15 protein-coding genes are annotated in these 19576 nt (G+C 41.5%); 7 read left to right on the plus strand and 8 right to left on the minus strand.

All coding sequences use genetic code 11. The annotated features are described in order from the left end of the window. Positions 1 to 26: 26 nt before the first annotated feature. Positions 27 to 1775, minus strand: coding sequence for a RagB/SusD family nutrient uptake outer membrane protein (locus tag ACILP5_RS03270; RefSeq protein ID WP_395617229.1), 1749 nt, complete (start codon positions 1773 to 1775; stop codon positions 27 to 29). 32 nt (positions 1776 to 1807) lie between these two features. Next, positions 1808 to 5041 carry a SusC/RagA family TonB-linked outer membrane protein gene (locus tag ACILP5_RS03275; RefSeq protein ID WP_395617230.1) on the minus strand — a complete coding sequence of 1078 codons (3234 nt, stop codon included), beginning with the start codon at positions 5039 to 5041 and terminating at the stop codon, positions 1808 to 1810. Between the two features lie 489 nt (positions 5042 to 5530). Here ACILP5_RS03275 and uvrC point away from each other — a divergent pair, with 489 nt between their 5' ends. After that, entirely contained in the window at positions 5531 to 7333 is a 1803-nt protein-coding gene (gene uvrC / locus ACILP5_RS03280) for an excinuclease ABC subunit UvrC (RefSeq protein WP_395617231.1), read from the plus strand. Here the strand turns inward: uvrC and nuoK are convergent. The 4 genes from nuoK to ACILP5_RS03300 are packed head-to-tail and all read right to left on the minus strand — an operon-like array spanning position 7330 to position 11227. After that, positions 7330 to 7635, minus strand: coding sequence for an NADH-quinone oxidoreductase subunit NuoK (nuoK, locus tag ACILP5_RS03285; RefSeq protein ID WP_395617232.1), 306 nt, complete (start codon positions 7633 to 7635; stop codon positions 7330 to 7332). The two genes, uvrC and nuoK, sit on opposite strands and share 4 nt — an antisense overlap. Then, the gene (locus tag ACILP5_RS03290) at positions 7628 to 8134 is read right to left on the minus strand and encodes an NADH-quinone oxidoreductase subunit J (RefSeq protein ID WP_395617233.1); all 507 of its coding nucleotides are present in this window, start codon (positions 8132 to 8134) and stop codon (positions 7628 to 7630) included. Before ACILP5_RS03290 ends, nuoK begins: the two co-directional genes overlap by 8 nt. After that, positions 8131 to 8814 (minus strand): 4Fe-4S binding protein, encoded by a 684-nt coding sequence (locus tag ACILP5_RS03295; RefSeq protein ID WP_395617234.1) that lies wholly within the window; start codon positions 8812 to 8814, stop codon positions 8131 to 8133. The genes ACILP5_RS03290 and ACILP5_RS03295 overlap by 4 nt, the downstream gene beginning before the upstream one ends. Position 8815: 1 nt before the next feature. Continuing rightward, the gene (locus ACILP5_RS03300) at positions 8816 to 11227 is read right to left on the minus strand and encodes a thiamine pyrophosphate-dependent enzyme (protein ID WP_395617235.1); all 2412 of its coding nucleotides are present in this window, start codon (positions 11225 to 11227) and stop codon (positions 8816 to 8818) included. 133 nt (positions 11228 to 11360) lie between these two features. Here ACILP5_RS03300 and ACILP5_RS03305 point away from each other — a divergent pair, with 133 nt between their 5' ends. Next, positions 11361 to 11735, plus strand: coding sequence for a DUF1573 domain-containing protein (locus tag ACILP5_RS03305; protein ID WP_395617236.1), 375 nt, complete (start codon positions 11361 to 11363; stop codon positions 11733 to 11735). Positions 11736 to 11792: 57 nt separating this feature from the next. On the opposite strand, the gene ACILP5_RS03310 is transcribed toward ACILP5_RS03305, so the two are convergent. Together ACILP5_RS03310 and ACILP5_RS03315 are read right to left on the minus strand one after the other, a co-directional pair. Continuing rightward, complete coding sequence (locus ACILP5_RS03310) at positions 11793 to 13634, minus strand: hypothetical protein (protein WP_395617237.1); 1842 nt, start codon at positions 13632 to 13634, stop codon at positions 11793 to 11795. Positions 13635 to 13636: 2 nt separating this feature from the next. Beyond that, entirely contained in the window at positions 13637 to 15427 is a 1791-nt protein-coding gene (locus ACILP5_RS03315; RefSeq protein WP_395617238.1) for a family 16 glycoside hydrolase, read from the minus strand. 147 nt (positions 15428 to 15574) lie between these two features. On the opposite strand from ACILP5_RS03315, the gene ACILP5_RS03320 reads away from it, so the two are divergent. The 5 genes from ACILP5_RS03320 to ACILP5_RS03340 are packed head-to-tail and all read left to right on the plus strand — an operon-like array spanning position 15575 to position 19534. Next, entirely contained in the window at positions 15575 to 16639 is a 1065-nt protein-coding gene (locus ACILP5_RS03320; protein ID WP_395617239.1) for a sensor histidine kinase, read from the plus strand. Between the two features lies 1 nt (position 16640). Then, positions 16641 to 17393 carry a LytR/AlgR family response regulator transcription factor gene (locus ACILP5_RS03325; protein WP_395617240.1) on the plus strand — a complete coding sequence of 251 codons (753 nt, stop codon included), beginning with the start codon at positions 16641 to 16643 and terminating at the stop codon, positions 17391 to 17393. A 34-nt stretch (positions 17394 to 17427) separates the two neighbouring features. After that, complete coding sequence (locus ACILP5_RS03330; RefSeq protein WP_395617241.1) at positions 17428 to 18921, plus strand: lipopolysaccharide biosynthesis protein; 1494 nt, start codon at positions 17428 to 17430, stop codon at positions 18919 to 18921. Further along, a complete protein-coding gene (locus ACILP5_RS03335) occupies positions 18918 to 19247 on the plus strand; it encodes a hypothetical protein (protein ID WP_395617242.1) in 330 nt (109 codons plus the stop codon). The genes ACILP5_RS03330 and ACILP5_RS03335 overlap by 4 nt, the downstream gene beginning before the upstream one ends. Then, positions 19244 to 19534 (plus strand): cell division protein ZapA, encoded by a 291-nt coding sequence (locus ACILP5_RS03340; RefSeq protein WP_395617243.1) that lies wholly within the window; start codon positions 19244 to 19246, stop codon positions 19532 to 19534. Before ACILP5_RS03335 ends, ACILP5_RS03340 begins: the two co-directional genes overlap by 4 nt. The last annotated feature ends 42 nt before the right edge of the window (positions 19535 to 19576 follow it).

Raw genomic sequence — 19576 nt, forward strand, 5'->3', positions numbered from 1 at the left:
CCTTTTTTAACAGAATTTAGCATTGATTAATACCCTGGATTTTGCTTCAATACAGAAGTTCCTTGAATATCAATTTGTTGCTGAGGTATTGGTAAATACTTATCAGTAGCCTGGTAAGTAGCACCACCGAACTTAGTCACTAAAATCTTAGCCTCATGAGTAAGGTAAGCATTAAGTGTAGGAACGTCGATTCCCCAACGTACTAAGTCGAAGAAACGGTGACCTTCAGTAGCTAATTCCAATAAACGCTCCATACGAACCGCTCTAGTAGCTGCAGTCTTATCAGCAAAAGAAGTGTATAAAGCGATATCATAGTTAGCTTCTGCTACGCCACCTTTCGTTACAAAGCCAGCTTTGTTAGCTGCACGAGCACGAACTAAGTTCACGTACTCTAATGCTTTTGCTAAGCTACCTGCCTCTACTTCAGCCTCAGCCGCCATTAACAATACATCAGCAAAACGCATAATGTTATAGTTCATAGTAGCATAACCACGTGTCCAAGAAGAACCGTCAGTTAATGAATTTTCTTGAGACTTGTAGTATACATATTTCTTAGGTGAATATGGACCAGCATAATCCTGCTTACGAATCCAGTTAGCACCAGGGTGCTCGATCCAGTCTAAGTATTGGATACCACGACGACCGATTGTGTGGTCAATACGTGGATCTAATGGACCTGCATCTTCAGTGAATGCCGCTGATGAATTGATACCATAATCATGCTTAACAGCGTTAGCAGCTAAGTTATAATCTGGAGCACCAGCCGTTTCAGTTAAGATAGGTAAACCACCCACTGTACGGTATGCGTTTGCCATTGAGAAAGAAGGCTGGAAGAATCCGCAGCAGTTACCTGGACCATCAGCACCCGTATTGTATGGGTAGTTCAAGTCATCGAAACCATTTGCGTTATTCGTAGATCCTGTATTCATTGCTGATTGAATCGCAAATACAGCTTCCTCATTGTTATCATTTACTGCATTGAAAATATCAGCAAATTTAGGTACTAGACCATATTTCTTACCGTTTGTAGTAACACCATTCGTGATTACATCAGTGAATTTCGATCTTGCATCCGCAAACTTACCTTGGTATAATAAGGCTTTACCTAAGAAAGCTTGAGCAGCCCACTTGTTTGCACGTCCTGCAGATGAAGACGTAGCTGGCAAGTTTGTGTAAGCAAAACCAAAGTCAGCTTCAATCTTATCCCAGAATGCCTCAGTATTGGCAACTTTTTCAATTCCCTTGCCATATCCTACTGTTTCATCCACATAAGGAACAGAGTTAAATAACTTCTTTAACTCAAAGTAGTAAATACCACGTAAGAAACGCGCTTCTGCAATAATACGAGTTTTATCTGTAGCAGATAAAGCCTTAGAGCCATTTGCTAAGTTAATAACAGCATTAGCACGTGCAACACCCTCAAATTTTGCTTGCCATGTACCATTCAAGTCTCCATCATTTGCTGGAATCTCATAACGTTGCATCAAGTTAATATTTGAGTAATCACCTGGGTCAGTTCCTTTATTGCTCTCTCCACCACGGATAGAACCCCAAACCCAGTTATTAGCTGCTGCAAGACGCGTATAGCCCTTACCTGCTAATTGAGCATAAGCACCGATCAAGGCACCTTCCACTCCGGCTTTAGAAGATAATTGTGCCTCTGCTAATGAACCAGTAGGCGCAACTTCTAAAAACTGATCCTTACATGCGAAGGTCAACGTTAAAGCTGACACACTCACTAAAGCGATTCGCTTTAAAATTTGATTATTTTTCATTTTTCTTGTTTATTAAATAAGGCTTTCGCTAATTAAAAAGTCAAGTTAAGAGATGCGTTGAATGAACGAGTCACCGGGTAGTTACCCACATCAATACCAAAACCTGTATCTGCTGCTCCACCTACACCTGGATCTAAACCTTTGTATTTAGTAAGGGTCAAAATGTTGTTAGCAGATAAAGTGAATTTAGCACGCTTGACACCTATTTTCGAAGTATAAGACTTCGGAATGTTGTATCCTAATGAGATGTTTTGAATACGAATGTAATCACCATTCTCTACATACCATGAGTTCTCAGCAGCTGAAGTTGAAATATTTGATGCTGATTCCCAAATAGGCGCCTCAGCGTTATTTCCTAAAGCAGGAGTCCATGATTTCTTAGCGCGCTCACCTTTTCCTGAACCTTCAAACGTTCCGTGGAAATCTGTAAACCACTTAGATTGGTTCCAAATTTTGTTACCTGCAGATGCATATAAATACGTCGCAAATTCAAAATCTTTGTATGTTAAACCAACATTGATACCACCAGTGTAAGTAGGTACTGGAGATCCTAAGTAAGTACGGTCAGCAGGTGTAATTTTACCATCACCGTTGATATCAGCATAACGGAAACGACCTACACCAGCACCTGATTGTGCAGGAGCAGAAGCAACCTCAGCAGCTGAGTTGAAAAAACCCATTACTTGGTAGCCGTAGAAAGATGATAACGAACGACCCACTTCCATACGTACTGGAACAATACCACGGAAAGATCCGCCAATTAAATTCGTAATACCTGGAGCGAATGAAACGATTTCATTCTCTAAGAATGAATTATTGAACGTTAATTCATATTTCAAATCTGATGTAAGGTTACCACGGTTAATGATTTGTAAATCAATACCTTGGTTACGCATCTTCGCTACGTTAACAGCAGGAGCTGCAGCAGAGTTACCCACAACCGCAGGAAGAGGTACACCGAATAATAAATCACGTGTATCTTTTCTCCAAACGTCTAATGCGATTTCCCACTTACCATTTAAGAGAGTCGCATCCATACCAATGTTAGCTGTTTCAGAAGTCTCCCATTTAGCAGCTGAGTTACCAATACGAGAACGGAAATAACCTTCGTTTGCACCTGATGATTGACCATCAATTGGGTAGAATGAGCCACCTCTGTTAGCAGCGTATAAAGAGAATTGGTTAGCTGGGTCAACGTTATTTGAGTTACCCATTAAACCCCATCCAAGACGTAATTTTAAATCACTGATAGCAGGAAGATCCTTCATGAATTCCTCTGAAGTAATTCTCCAAGCTGCAGATACAGCAGGGAAGATACCATAACGATTCTGAGAACCGAAACGAGATGAACCATCACGACGAACAACCCCAGTTAAATAGTACTTCTCGTCAAAGTTATAATCTAACTTAGAGAATAAAGAGTAGAAATTAACTCCTGAGAATAAGTTAGAGTTAACTACTGGTGACTGAACTGCATTTAAAGTTACAAAGTCTAAGTCCATTGAGAATGGATTGATACCTGAACCAGAAATACTACGTCCTGCACCTGTATTCAATGCCTCCATACCAGCTAATACATTCACACCATGCTTTCTCCACTTGTATTTATAAGCTACTGTGTTAGTAAACACATAAGAGAATACATAGCTAGATCCTTCACTGAATGAATCAGATGCTTCCGGCTCTGAATCACCTAAGTATCTGTAGTTGTAATTTTTAAATGCTGAGTTGTTGAACTGGCCACCTAGAGATGATCTAACGATTAAATCCTTCATTGGCTCATACTCAACATAAATGTTACCAAATGCATTCGCATTGTAGTTATTGTCATTTAAGTTGTTACGCATGATCTGACGAACAGGGTTACGCGGGTTGTTAAAACCACCTGCCTTTGTAGAAGCATAGCTACCGAAATCATCAAATACTGGAATAGCTGTAGGCATACGGTAAGCAGATAAGATTACTGACTCATCAGCTGCGATACCTAAACCACCATTACCACCTGCTTGTCCACGAACTGAACGATACGTAAATTGTAAGTTTTCACCAATACGTACTTTCTTACCTAAATCCCACTCCGAGTTGAAACGACCTGAATAACGCTTGAAATCGTTCTCTAACAAGATACCTTGTTGCTCTTGGCCAGATAAACCTAAATAGAAACGACCTCTGTCTGTTCCACCTTGGATACCTAATGAGTGACGCATTGTGCTACCGAAACGAGTAATTTCATCATACCAGTTCGTACCAGCTTTGTTTGTTCTGATTACGAAAGTAGTCAATGGATTAGCTGCAAAAGCTAATTGAGCTGCTGCTAAATCACCGCTGTTTACACCATTCGCGCCATTGAAGTGCAAATAGGTAGGTAAAACTGCTTGAGCAGAAGTACCATATTGAGGGTGAGTATAAGCTGCTGCTGTTCCGTTAGCTGCCGCATTGTTACGGTATGCAACGTGAGTCCAGTCAGCTTGCTCTTGTGGAGTCAACATTTTAGGAGCACCACCTACGTTAGGGTCTGTACCACCGTACAATCCATCATAAGTTACAGTAAGTCCTTTATTGCGAGAACCACTCTTCGTAGTGTAAACGATTACACCATTCGCTGCACGAGCACCATAAATAGAAGCTGCTGCCGCATCCTTCAATACGGTAGATGACTCGATATCGTCTGGAGATAAGAAATCAGTAGATCCTACTGGAACCCCATCCACAACGTACAATGGCTCATTACCACCAAATGCACCGAAACCACGTACACGGATGATACTGTTCGTACCTGGTTGTCCGTTTGTGATTAAAGTAACACCGGCTACACGACCTTGTAATTGCTGCTCAACGTTACCTGAAGGTGCAATTTGCAAATCCTTCGCTTTAACGATAGAAGCAGCGGCTGTAGACGCTTTCTTGTTAGTAACTGAGTAACCTGTAACGATTACCTCGTCTAACTGACTGTTATCTTCTGCTAATGTAACATTAATAGAAGATTGTGATCCTACTGTAACTGATTGTGACTTATAGCCAACAGCTGAAATATTTAAAACGGCTGCATCAGACTTAACAGTTACTGAGAATGAACCGTTAACATCTGTTGTTGCTCCTGTATTGGTACCTTTAACTAAGATACTAACACCTGGAATTCCCTGAGAATCTGTCCCAGAGACTTTACCTGAAACCTTGCGGTCTTGGGCAAATGACGAAAAGCTTCCTAGCATCACTATAGCTAGCAAAAGAAAGCTTCGAAGACTTTGGTAAAAATTGTTTTTCATGATAAAGATTAAGTTAGTTTAAATTAAATTTTTGGTTTCGAGTTTTACTTGTTCAATTGACCTCCTTTCTGATATTGGTGAATAAATTTTAAATTTTTAAATAAGTTTAGTTGGTAAACAAATCTTAAAATAGTACAACAGACGCCTAAAAGTGATTCGGTAAAACGATACCACTCTCAACTATGCTACACTATTACATAGGAACAAATATGTCCAATACTTACAATCCAAGCAATCATTTTGCAGATATTTTTTCATTTTTTTTATTTTAAATTGAAGTATTCTCTTAATAGACGAATTAGAGGGCTATTTCATCTTTTTTATACAATAGAGAATTAGACTTTAGTCGGCAGAAAAGGGTGTTTTGTCGTGAAATAGCTGTTAGTTAACAAAGGCATAACATGACTATAATCATGGCTTCATATAGAAAGTGACACCTTAGATAATTACAAAAAATACAAAGAAGAGATTTTTGCTTAATTTTGGTTTATGTCCACTTTCGATCCTAAATCTATCCTGCCTACCTTACCCGAAGAACCGGGTGTGTATCGCTATTTCGATGAAAGCGGTGTTATCATCTATATAGGCAAGGCGAAGAATTTAAAAAATAGGGTTAGCTCTTATTTCACGAATACGAAAGGTAAGGATAATAAAACGCGGCGACTCGTTTCACAAATCCGCAACCTGGAGTTTACGATTGTACATTCTGAATTCGATGCACTATTGCTGGAAAACACGCTGATAAAGCAGTTTCAACCTAAGTATAATATCTTATTAAGGGATGATAAGACTTATCCCTTTATTTGTTTAACCCGCGAGCGTTTCCCACGACTGATCACCGAGCGGAGGATTAATCATGCGATTGGGACGTTTTTTGGGCCCTATGCAAACCCGAAGCTGATGAATGCCTTACTGGAAATATTACATCAACTGTATCCTTTAAGGACTTGTGCATTGAATCTGAAGGAGACTAACATAGAAGCGGGGAAATACAAAGTTTGCTTAGAATACCATATTGGTAATTGCAAGGGGCCATGTGAAGGCTTAGAGGAGGAGGTTCGGTATATGGAATATATTGATCAAGTATCTCAGATTCTAAAGGGTAATTACCAAAAGGCTAAAAGCTTTTTCATTACTCAAATGCAGGAAGCCTCCAGCCTTCTGTCCTTTGAAAAAGCGCAGGAGTGGAAAGAAAAATGGCAGCTTTTAGAAAATTTTCAAGCGAAGTCTACCGTCGTTAATCCATCAATCCACGATGTGGATGTGTTTTCGATGGTGTCTGATGAGTCTTTGGCCTATATTAACTTCATGAAGGTCATCAACGGAACGATTTTGCAGTCGCAGACCTGGGAAGTCAAAAAGAAATTAGAGGAAGATGAGGCAGAATTGTTGACGATGTTGATTTGGGAGAAACGCGATCAGTTTCAGAGTAAGGCCAAAGAGATTATCACTAACATACCCATGTCCATCGAATTCGAAGGCGCAAAAAATACGCTGCCGAGTCAAGGCGATAAACGGAAGCTCCTTGATATGTCACTAAAGAACGTCTTGTATTTTAGGAAAGAGAAGGCGGATCGCAAAGCGGCCGAAGAAAGTGGTGGCGATCGCAAGATGCGTGTGATGATCAAATTGAAAAATGATTTGCGCCTAAATGACTTGCCTAAACATATCGAATGTTTCGATAACTCGAATTTACAAGGGACAAATCCCGTCTCCGCGATGGTGTGTTTTAAAAATTCACTCCCATCTAAAAAGGATTACCGCACGTTTACTCCTAAAACGGTGGAGGGTCCTGATGATTTTGCCACGATGTACGAGGTGATCACGCGTCGGTATACACGTTTACTGGAAGAAGAGGCTGAATTACCTGATTTGATCATCGTCGACGGGGGAAAAGGCCAGTTGAGTTCCGCTTGTGATGCACTGAAGGCCATCGGATTATATGGCAAAATCCCCATCATTGGTATCGCGAAGCGTTTAGAGGAGATTTATTTCCCAGAGGATAGTTTGCCTTTGTATATCGATAAGAAATCGGAATCGTTAAAGCTGATTCAGCAGTTGCGGGATGAAGCGCACCGGTTCGGAATTACGGCGCATAGAAACAAAAGGAGCAAGAACTTCATTGTATCGCAGTTGGAGACGATGGATGGGATTGGGAAGTTGACGGCGGCGAAGTTATTAAAAGCTTTTGGGACGGTGGCACAGCTGAAGGAGGCGTCAGAAGAGGATTTGGCCAAAGTCCTAGGCAAAATGAAAGCCCTCAAATTCAAAAAGCAATTAGAAAATCTCTAGTATTCAGATTTGAACTGATCCACTTCTATCGCGCGGTAATTTCGATATACTTGCAATACAATCGCTAATGCAATCGCCATCTCGCAAACACCCACGACTAAGACGAATATACTCAGATATAATCCTTGTAGCGACGGATCATTCTTAGAAAAGGCAACCAAATTCAAGTTTGCCGCATTCAAAATCAATTCGATTCCCATCAAAATGAAAATCGTATTCTTCTTTAACAACAAAATCGCTAAACCCGTCGCTAAAAGAAAAGCAGACACCCACAAAAAATAGATAACCGGAATATCAGTCATGGCTCTTCGCGACAAAAGTGGCGCCGATCAAGGCAATCAATAAAAATACTCCTGCTAATTCGAACGGAAAGGCATATTCGGTCAGTAAGCCCAAACCCACTTCTCTCAATTTAGATTCCCCCGTTACCGGTAAGTTGTTTATCCAAGGGCCTTTGGTAAATAACCAGAAAAGACCTAGAAAAAAGGATAGACCGATAGACAAGGGGAATAATCGACTTGATTCCCGTGTCATTAAATGATTCTTTCCTGTGGCTGGGTCTGTCTGATTCGTTAGCATGATACCGAACAGAATCAAGATTAACACCCCTCCCACATATACTAATAAGTGTGCAACTGCTAAGACATCCGCATAGGCTAACACGTACAATCCGGCTAAACCGAGCATCGTAAGAAACATCGCCAAAGCCGCGTGCAATAAATTCTTCGTCCACAACATCGACAGCGCGCTTCCACAGGTCAATAAGGCCAACACCAAAAAGGCAATTACAAGCGGGCTCATTCTGGGTCTGGTTTAGGCTTGGGTTTGAAGCTAGGTTTGAAAGCCGGCTTGAAGGCTGGTTTAGGCGCAGGCTTTTCCTCTGAGGTCTCTGTCGCTGGTTCTGCTGTTTTCGCTGCTTCTTTTAACGCCTCCTTTTCTTTTACGAATTGCTCGTACAATGCGCGCTTTTCAGCAGCTTGTTCTGGCGTCAAATTCGCGAATTCAAAATTATGTTCCTTTACGTCAAAGACCGAGAAATCATATTCCGATGTCATCGTCAAACATTCCGTAGGACAAACCGTCGTACAAAGGCCGCAGAAGCAGCATTTGGACATATCGATATCAAACTTAGCCGCATACAAACGAATAGGTGAGCCATCGGAGGCCGTTCCTACTAGACCAGTTGCTTTGATCGGATCGATCTCTATACAATCCACCGGGCAAACTTTAACACACTTATCACAGACGATACAATCGTCCATCTCGTTGTGTAATTGATAGCGTCCGTTAACGGGTGTGGGAATTTGCTGCTGCGGATATTGCAAGGTGACAATACCAGCTTTTTGATTAAAATAATCAGGATCTTGGACATTGTGAATGCTGCGCTGGTTGCGTGCAGCCCAGGCATGCTTCCACGTCAGAGCCATCCCCTTTCGAGTGCTCTGAATTCCGTCCCAAATAGCCTGAAAATAGGGTTTCATTTTAAAAATAAATAGCTGGATAAGTCGATGGATCAGATTCACGCATAATTTCATACACCGTATCCACGACATTCTCAGTATTCGGCTTGGAGAAGTAATCCCCATCTGAGCTGTAAGCAGGTCGGTGAGCCGTCGCAGCGATACAAACCGCTGGACTTTCTAACCAAGTAAATGCCCCCTGTTTGTCTAAAACCTCCTGCATCATATAGGCTGATGCTCCACCCGGCATATCCTCATCTGCAAAGATGACGCGGTGTGTCTTTTGAATAGAGGCTAAGATACTGTGGTAGCGATCAAAAGGCAATAAAGTTTGGGCATCAATGACTTCCACCGAAATGCCTAATCCCGCCAATGTTTCTGCCGCCTCCATCACAATTCGACACATAGAACCATAGGTCACCACCGTAATATCTGTTCCTTCACGTAAGATTTCAGGAATACCTAAAGGCACCTCAATCTCGTCTAAATTAGACGGCATCGGCTCTTTCAAGCGATATCCGTTCAAACATTCAATCACAATACCCGGATCATCGCCTTTTATCAACGTCCGATATATCCCTGCCGCCTGAGTCATATTCCTTGGAACACAGAAATGTACTCCGCGCAATCCATTAATTAAAACAGCCATAGGGCTTCCAGAATGCCAAATCCCCTCCAAACGATGACCCCTAGTTCGAAGAATCATCGGGGCTTTTTGGCCTCCTGCTGTTCGGTAATGTAAACAGGCCCAATCATCGGAAAGAATCGGGAATGGGTAAAAAATATAATCCAAATATTGAATCTCTACAATAGGTTTCAAACCACGCATGGCTGCCCCAATTCCTTGACCCACAATACTCACCTCTCGAATACCGGTATCAGTCACTTTTAGCGGCCCATAAATATCCTGTAATCCAGCTAAGGTTTGATTAACATCCCCTATTTTCCCTACATCTTCGCCTAAAATAAATACCCGCGGATCGGTTAAAAACTGTGAAAACGCCTTATTCAATATCTCTCTCCCATCGACTAAAGAGGGTTCCTTTTCGTAGGTAGGTTGTATTCCTTGAATTAACAAAGGGGACTCGTCTGACTCGCTGGTTTGATGCGAGCTAAAGCGTCTGCGATTCAATTTTTCTAAGTCATCTAACCATTTGCGCAGCAACTTAACCGCTGGCCCTTGGTAGAATCGGAAGGCGCGTAAAGTCTTACGACCCGCTCGAACTAAATCACTAAAAATAGGATAAGGCAGTGCGTTCAACTCATCAAGGATGGGCTGCAATAAACTAGGCTCATTCGTGGACTCTAAAAGGTTCTTGGCGATGCGTAAGAAACCTTTTTTATCTACCTCAACAGAGGCCATATAGGCCGAAAAAGCTTCTCTCTGGTATTTGCGAGCTAAAACGACAGCCTCCACATCGAAAGCCTTCAATTGCTCTTCTGAGGCTATTTTTTGCTCGAGTATCCATTGACGGAATAACACATTGCAATCCACATCCTGCTCCCAAGCCAAACGTTCGGCCGACTTATAACGTTCATGAGAGCCAGAAGCTGAGTGACCTTGCGGCTGCGTGCATTCGATGACATGAACAAGGCAGGGCACAAATTCGGTACGAGCTAATTCCGCTGCCTTTTGATAAGCAGCTGTTAATCCCGGGTAATCCCAAGCTTTCACTTGGATTATTTCTAATCCTTTCTCCTGCTCATTGCGTTGATAACCCGCTAAAGCTTTTGAAATGGACGATTTAGTCGTTTGAAATTCAATGGGAACCGAGATACCATACCCATCATCCCAGACTGAAAAGACGATCGGAATCTGTAAAACCCCAGCAGCATTGATACACTCCAAAAACATCCCTTCAGAGGTAGAGGCATCGCCGATGGTTGTGAAACAAACCTCTTGACCATTTTTCGAAAAAAGTGCTCCATGATCTTTTAAATCAGCTCTTTCACGATACATTTTAGAAGCATAGGCAATGCCTAAAGCACGAGGTATTTGACCAGCTGTAGACGAAATTCCCGCCACCGAATTGTAACGAGAAGTTTGATCTAACCATTTTCCGTCTTCATCTAACCAGCGTGTCGCGTGGTGATTATTCATCTGGCGACCACCGGAATGCGGATCAAATTGTATATCTGGATGTCCGTATAATTGGGCAAAATATTGTGGCCAAGTTAAATCTCCAATGGCAGCGCCAATCGTCTGATCTCTATAATAACCCGAAATATAATCCCCGGGGCGCATCGAACGCGCTAAGGCAATTTGGCAAAGCTCCTTTCCATCTCCGTAAATACCAAATTTTGCTCGACCTGAAAACACCTCTTTGCGCACTAAAAGACTACATGCACGGCTGATAACCGCTAAACGATAGTCATCGAGTACCTGGGCAGGATCGAACGAAAGGTTAGGGTTTGTGAAGGTGACTGGATTCAAATGCTTGGTGTTATTAAACACGTAAAAATACAACAAAATCCTCTGCGTCCAAAGAGAATACAGACAAGAAACTTGCAGAAATCTTTTATTGTTTATAGATTTGAGACGTAATAAAACAATAAAAAAATAAGTTATGAAAAAAATAATCGCCCTATTTGCGCTTGTTTTAGGCTTTGCCTTCGCATCGAATGCGCAAGGAGCTTTAAAATTCAAACAAGAGAAGCACGATTTTGGAACGATCAAAGAAGGAACTGTAGCCACTTATAGCTTTGAATTTACGAATACAGGAAAAACTCCAGTCGTTATTTCAAACGTTCAACCATCTTGCGGATGTACTACACCAGAATGGACAAGAGAGCCAGTTATGCCAGGTAAAACAGGTAAAGTAACCGCTTCTTACAACTCAGCTGGACGCCCAGGAAACTTCAATAAAACGGTAACCGTAATGAATAACGGCCAGGTTTCTCAAATCATTTTAGCGATTCAGGGTAACGTTACATCCAAGTAATAAACTTTATTCAGTACAATAAAAAAGCTCTCTGTTAATCGCAGAGAGCTTTTTTATTTAGTCGCGGTTCTTCAGACCTTCTGTTTCCCGCAGGCCATTAATCCAACCTGCAATCTTCAGCACATCCGCCTTAGGCACATGACTCATAGGAGCCATTTCTGTAGCGTAATCAGGCCAGTTTTGCGGATTTGGTTTGTATACTAATTCTAAGATCTTCTGGTTCGAATAATTGCGTTTGGCAATCTCAGTGAAGGCAGGTCCAATTAATTTGCTGTCTTTCGCGTGGCAAGCAGAGCAAGTGTGTTTCTTTAATAATCCTGCGATGCCTAATTCATAGCCCATCGAATTTTTAACAACCTTAACTTCTGTCACCTTCGTGAAGATTTGATCCTGAGGCGCCGCCGCCACTAAAGCAGGACCCGCTGGAATTTCATTCAACGTATAGTAAGCAGTTTCATGCAATAAAGGCTCCCCTTTCTCATTCAATACCCCTTTCAAGGTAAATTCATGGATGAAAAACTGGCGAATCCCATCGATGGAAATGCGAACTTTCTTGCGATCTGCTGAAACTTCTACCCCCTTAATTTTCAAGTCTTTTAACTCGATAATCGGAGAGCCGTATTGGTGTTGGTATTTGTAGATATACGATCGAATCGCATAAGAAGCCGCTTTCTTAACTGAATTCGCGTCCACTGGCTGTGTGAAGCTAAATTCGAATCCATCTGATTTAGCTTTAATCATATCGATTTCGAAAGGCATAATTCCATTCCAAAATAAACGTTGTAAACCAAAATCGTCCTTACCCGTACTTCCCCATCCGCGAGATGTCATGCCTACAAACATACTGCCATCTAAACCAAAGCGCTCACGTAATATACCCGACTGGAAACCTTCACGGTAATTAATCGCAAAACCTTGATAAACACCGTTCACTTTCTCCAGACCCATCCGCATCACTTTCGATTGGCCTTGATCAGCTACGAAATACTGTCCTGGGAACGGGCTAAATTTGCCCTTTGTGGTGTCTTGCAAGATGTCTGAGGTGGAAATTCCCATGATAGCGTGAGGGAACCATACAGCTGGCAATTTGATCTTTGGATTTTTCTTTGCCGCCTCGAACATAGGTGAACCATTATCTTGAATCTCTTCTAAACTTAATTTTAAGGGACTATTCGGCTCTTTCGCCCATTTTAGACCACCTGGATTCCCTGCGAATTCACCTTTAGCTAAATGCGTCACACGACCTGAGCCTACCCAGTCGCCTTGGTTTTCACCATAAAAAAGGTCTCCTTCCTCGTTAAAACTATAGCCAGCTGGAGAACGTAAACCTCCGGCAAAAGGCTCCATTTTACCGTCTGGGGAGATTTTAACGAACCATCCACGCCATTTGGCAAACTTACCTTCACCAAAACCTACCCACGCTAAATTCAAACTCACCCACATATCTCCATTTTTATCGATCACGGGACCGTAGGTATACTCGTGGTAATTGCCCGATAGATCAAACTGATAAATAGGCTCATATAAATCAGCCACACCATCGCGATCGGTGTCAGTAATCTTCGTCAACTCACCACGTTGTGAGCAATAAAAAGCGCCATCCTTGTAGGCAAGTCCTAAAACCTCGTGCAAACCACTTGCAAAACGACGGTAATAGGTTTGATGGCTCGTTTTTTGATACGGATTTTCTACGATCCAAATCTCACCCCGACGCGTACTCACCGCTAAACGGCCATCCGGCATTGTAGCCAAGCCACCCACTTCTAAATAGATCTCTTTCGGGATCGGTAGAGTCTTAATCTCATAATAATCTTGCTCTTTCTTAGAAACAGGTTTTGTTTGTGCAAATGCGCCTAGCGCGACTACAAACAAGAGTACGAAAGCTGTATATTTTTTCATCATTACCAAATCAAATCATAGGTGAATTGTGCCCCCGTAAATAGCACGCGAATTTGTTGAGCTCCTGAGGCTGATTTTAATAATTCTGCCGTGGCACCCTTCCATTCAATAAAGTTACCCGGTTGAGATGCCAGGCCATTTTGTAAAATTGATAAGTGGTGTCCATTGGCTAAAACTACTTCCACATCACTTTTTTGAGGACTCGCACCCAAGAGTGTTAATGTTCTACGAAGTCCGTTTCCTGCTGGCTGAATGCGATCTTCCAAACGTAATTTAGCCCCCGGCCATTCGTACATAAATATTGGACGACCTGCTTCTAATCGATAGCCTTTGTACACTAATTCGGTTGAATCAGGCTGTGATTGGTGCGATAATACGAGTGGGAATTTACCATCTTGAACTACATTTAAACCTAATGGCTCGGATGTTTGAGGCTCGCCACGGTTATCCCACATTTGGGTAGCATCAAGGAATTTACCCCTCCACACTTGTAGAATAGCCCCCTGCTTCAAGTCATAACTATAATGTACTCCTGCAGGATCACCCACCTGAATCACATGGGTCTTTTTCTTCCCTAAATGAAAGGCGAATGAACGTTGTAAAACTGGCTCTGCATTTGCTTTCACCTCGATTAAACCCACTGCATCTGGATCTAACAAAGAAGTCCTTTCATGCAAAGAAACTAAGCGAGCACCTATCCGCTTTACCTGTAATCCTAAGGCCTTAGGACCCCAAGGAAAATCTTTAATATGAACAATTTCTAACTGGTGTTTCCCAGCCTTTAGAAAAGTAGATGCTGGTACCATTTCATTGTACCAATGGGCACCCTGGTTCAATACCTTGCCATCAATTTTCAATTCACCAGATCCTGTCCAATAGGTTATGAATTCATAGTTATCGTCTTCTGGAATGGTTAATTCTGCCTTGTAATGAATTAAATAATCGTTATTTACAGGAATAACGCGGTACGTTAAGGCGGGTATTTTACCTGATTTTACCGGGCTTGACTTAGGTACGATAGGATCGATAAATTTACCGGTATAGTAGTCATAAGAAACCTCGCCTAAACTGGCTGTTGGTTTTTCATACGTCTCATAACGTAAATTTCTAAAGGCCACTGGTCCGTGATCCCCTTGAATCAGGAGAGGGCCAAAAGGGGCTTCTTTATCAAATATCGCTCCGCGAGTCATTCCAGAAACTTCGATATTTTCTTGAACAACAAGTCCATTTAAAATCACTTTCTTGAAAATGGCATTCGCTATTTTTCGACCATTCGCATCAAAACGAGGTGCTTGAAAATCAATTTCCAAAGTTTGCCATAAACCAGGAGCTTTGCTCGCATTTTGGCGAGGAGCATACCCCTCATAACCCTCTTTCCCTTTACCACGTGCATCATCCCAACGCTCATAAATTCCCCCACAATCACCGAATTTCACCGTCTTCTTGCCCCATGAATCATATAATTGCACTTCATAGCGACCTTGCAAGTAGATGCCGGAATTCATTCCTTTAGGCAACATAAAATCCACTAACAATCGAATATCACCATGCTCCATTTTGGACTTCAAATCATCCGTCCGGTGGTATTTACCACTTCTTAGCGTATTTACTAAAATCCCTTTACCTGGGCTTACCTGAAATAGCGTATCTGAATACGTGGCAAAAACCGATTGCTCAATGGTCCAGTTCTTACTGGGTTGATCAAAAGCGGTTAAATCAGTGAGGGGAATCGATTGCTGAGCCCAGGCACAAATAGGTGCGGCGAGCAGCAAAAAAAAGAGGATTTTTTTCATGGTTAAAACAAGGTTTAAGCAAATCTACCTAAAATCATTCTGCCTTTTCATCGGCACAATCAGGATAGTGGTAGAAAATATTCAGGAAATATAAGGAAGATTCTCTTAATTTGAATTCGCTGAATACAAAAAGCAAAATAAAACCCAATGATAAATAAGACGTTTAAATTCAGGAACCTGTTATTGCACCTCTTTTTTTGGGCATTCCTGATTGCTCTTCCCATTTTGTTAGGGCCAAATACTAATTCGAACAATCCAGAAGAGATTCGACGCTCCTATTTTTGGATCTTCTACATGACTAGTTTCACTGTCATTAACATCCCCTTCTTTTACTTAAACACGGAGATTTTACTTCCTAAGTTACTGCGAGCAAAAGGCGTTATAATTTACTTGGTGACATTAACTGGAGCTATCGTTTTCATGCTTTGGGTCCATGAAGAGTTATTCCACTGGGTTTATTCTAATTTCATCCACCCGGAAGGTCAAGGTAGCGGATCTGGAGGTCCAAGAAGAGGCGGATTAATGCGAATGATTTTCCAATTATTATTTTATGCGGCCATTGGTACATCCTATCGATTGATTTCAGATCGAATGAAGGAAGATGAGGAAATCAAGGAACAAGAAAACGAGCGTTTGAAATCGGAGCTCTCCTTTTTGCGTTCGCAAATCAGTCCACATTTTATGTTCAATGTGTTGAATAGTGTGGTTTCATTATCGCGTAGAAAACCTGAAATGGTAGAGCCGGTAGTCGTGAAATTATCAGAATTAATGCGCTACATGATCTATGAAACGAATGATTCCATTGTTCCCATTAGTAAGGAATTAGCCTATTTGGAAAGCTATATTGACTTACAAAGGATACGTTTTGGGGATGATATACAAATCAATTTCACACATGAACTAGGGCCTACATCGAGCAGCATTGAACCGATGTTATTGATTCCATTTGTGGAGAATGCATTCAAACACGGTGTGGGATTCATTGAAAATCCGACCATTGAAATTGAGTTAAAAGATTCGGCTAAAGAGCTAATTTTTCATGTGGCAAACAAGAAAGGTGCCACCTTAAATGAGAAAAAAGACGAGAGCTCAGGTATCGGATTAGCGAATGTAAATCGTCGTCTTGAGTTGTTATACCCCTCTAACCATGAGTTAGTGATTAAAGAAACGGATTCGGAATTCGAAATTACCCTCACCATTAAACACGTCTAATATGTCAGAGGAAAACCTAATTGAAATTCCTGGTACCGTTTTAAAGTGTTTAGCGGTGGACGATGAGAGTTTAGCCTTGGATTTAGTGGAGGATAATATTTCCAAAGTTCCATTTCTTCAGCTGGTTAAGCGTTGCAGAAATGCGATGGAGGCGGTAGAATACTTAGAGAACAATCCGGTGGATTTGCTGTTTCTAGACATCCAAATGCCAGGCATGACTGGGCTTCAATTTCTAGAAAGTTTGACGACAAGACCCATGGTCATTTTCGTGACTGCTTACCAACAATACGCGCTGGATGGATTTAACTTAGACGTGATAGACTACGTTCTTAAACCGATCAATTTCGAGCGTTTCCTAAAGGCGAGTCATAAAGCTTTAGACTATTACAAGAGCAAGCAATTAGCATTTAAACCGACAGAAGCACCTAAATTAGAGTTCATATTCATTCATGCAGATTATTCCTTGATGAAGATTATGCTTGAGGATATCCTCTACATAGAAGGCTTAAAAGACTACATTAAAATCCACCTAAGAACCCAAAAATTCCCAGTAGTTTGTCGTATGACAATGAAATCTATCGAGGAAAAATTGCCGTCCACTGATTTCATTCGGGTGCACAAATCGTTCATTGTTTCGCTTAGCAAGATGGAGTCTATTCGCAGCCAAAAAATCAAAATAGGCGAGAACCACATTCCGATCAGCGAAAGTTATTCTGAGCATTTTTACCAAATCATCGGCTATCAAAAGCAATAAATTGTAACTTTGAGAATTGACCGAACATTCACGCATGTCCATTCTTAAAAAATTAGCTGGCGAAACACTTTCCTACGGATTCAGTACCATCCTGGGACGCTCCCTAAATTTTTTATTGGTTTTCATTCACACCGCCGCCTTTATGCCGGCTGCCTTGGGCGTTAATGTGAAATTGTATGGTTATGTAGCCATCGCCAATATCATCTACACTTACGGGATGGAAACGGCCTATTTCCGCTACGCAAAGGAAGCTCCCGAACGCTATTATAATATCATCCTAACGGCTATCATTCTTACCTCCGGACTATTCACGCTGGGTTTATTTGTCTTTGCAGACCCTTTAATGGCGCAATTAGGCTATGAAGGAAAAGGTCAGTTTATGCGTTGGTTAGCCTTGATTTTAGCCATCGATGCGGTGACGGCGATTCCCTTTGCCCGCCTACGATTAGAACAAAAAATTCAATTGTTTGTCAAGGCCAAAATCGTTTCTATCCTAATCAACGTCGGATTGAACCTATTCTTTTTAGCCTTATTAAAACCGATGCACGAAGGACATTGGGGGCCCGTATTTATTCAGAATCTCTATTTTCCAAGCATCGGTGCTGGCTATATTTTCTTAGCTAATTTACTGGCTAACGCAAGTCTGTTTTATTGGTTGCGTTCTTCTTTTGCTGATTTCAAATGGACTTGGGATGGCACTGAATTGAAGAAATTATGGGTCTATTCCTACCCCATTATGTTCATGAGTTTAGCGGCGATGTTCAACTTGATGTTTGACCGATTGTTGCTAGAAGAATTTTTACCCGATGGATTTTATGCGGGAAGGACATCCGAAGATGCGTTGGGTATTTATGGTAATTGCTACAAACTTTCAGTGTTTATGAGTCTAGCGATCCAAGCTTTCAAATATGCCGCGGAACCTTTCTTTTTAGGTTCTAAATCCGCGGAAAATAGTCAAGCTAATTTAGCCTTAGTCAGCCACTGGTTTGTCATCGTTTGCCTGATTTTATGGGTAGGTGTGAGTTCTAATTTGTTCTGGATTCAAGGGTTGTTTTTACGCCAGCCTATTTATTGGGAAGGCATAGGTGTAGTCCCTGTTTTGCTTCTTGCCAACTTGTTTTTAGGGGTGTATTACACGCAATCCGTTTGGTTTAAAAAGACGAATAGAACCTACATGGGAACGGTCATTACGGTTTTAGGGCTCGTAGTTACTTTAGTAGGCAACGTGCTGTTTATCCCCGTTTATGGCTATATGGCCTGCGCTTATTCATTCCTAGCTTCTTCAATCGTGATGACTTTATTGTGTTACGTAGGGGGCCAAAAATTCGACCCCGCACCCTACCGCTGGATGGCTGCAATCGGGTACATTGCTTTAGGGGTTTTGGCGATTCTATCAGGGTCCATTTTTGCGAGCTTACAAATTCCACTACTCATCAGCCAAAACATCGGATTTATTTGTATTTTGGCCTACATTATTGTCAAAGAATTCTCCTGGAAAAACGGAAAACCTAGCTTAGCTCTGAAATGAAAAGTGAACTAAAAATGCAATACCTAAATCTCAAGCTGAAGATCAGCGGGATGGTGGCGCGTTTACACGAATTTCAAGGTACTCTCGTACAAAAAGAAGCTGAACTGGAAGATCTCCAACAAAAACTCGCTGTTAAATCAGAGGAGCTAGCTAAATCCCAAAGACGCCTAAAAGAATTGGAGAAAAACTTTAAAAAATCAGATAATTTCGCTAAAATTGTAGCTAGTACAGATAACACAGCAGTTCCCACCGCTGAGTTGAAACAAAAGTTAGAAGAATATATTACAAAAATAGATCATTGCATTGACCAATTACGCAATCCATGAATCCTAAAATCCCTTGTAATCTGATCGTAGGCATACAAAGTATCGCCTTAAAGGTTAGTCCGGGCGAGGAGGCTTACGTACGAAATGCAGCATCATTAGTGAACAAAATGGTTCGTTATTACGAACAACAAACAAATAGCTCAGATCCCGCAGCCGTGATGGCGATGGTGGCACTTGATTTAGCCATGTGTGGTTTGAAATTTGACGCAGAACATAATTCGCTCCAGGCCGACGTGCTGGATGAAAACAACGAATTGTTAACCCTAGCGGCCGAGTTCACGGTATAATTTTCCTTTTTTTTCGATTTTTCAGGGAACTAATGTATAAAC

Origin of the sequence: Aquirufa sp. (assembly GCF_044239315.1) — a bacterium.
Lineage (GTDB): Bacteria > Bacteroidota > Bacteroidia > Cytophagales > Spirosomataceae > Aquirufa.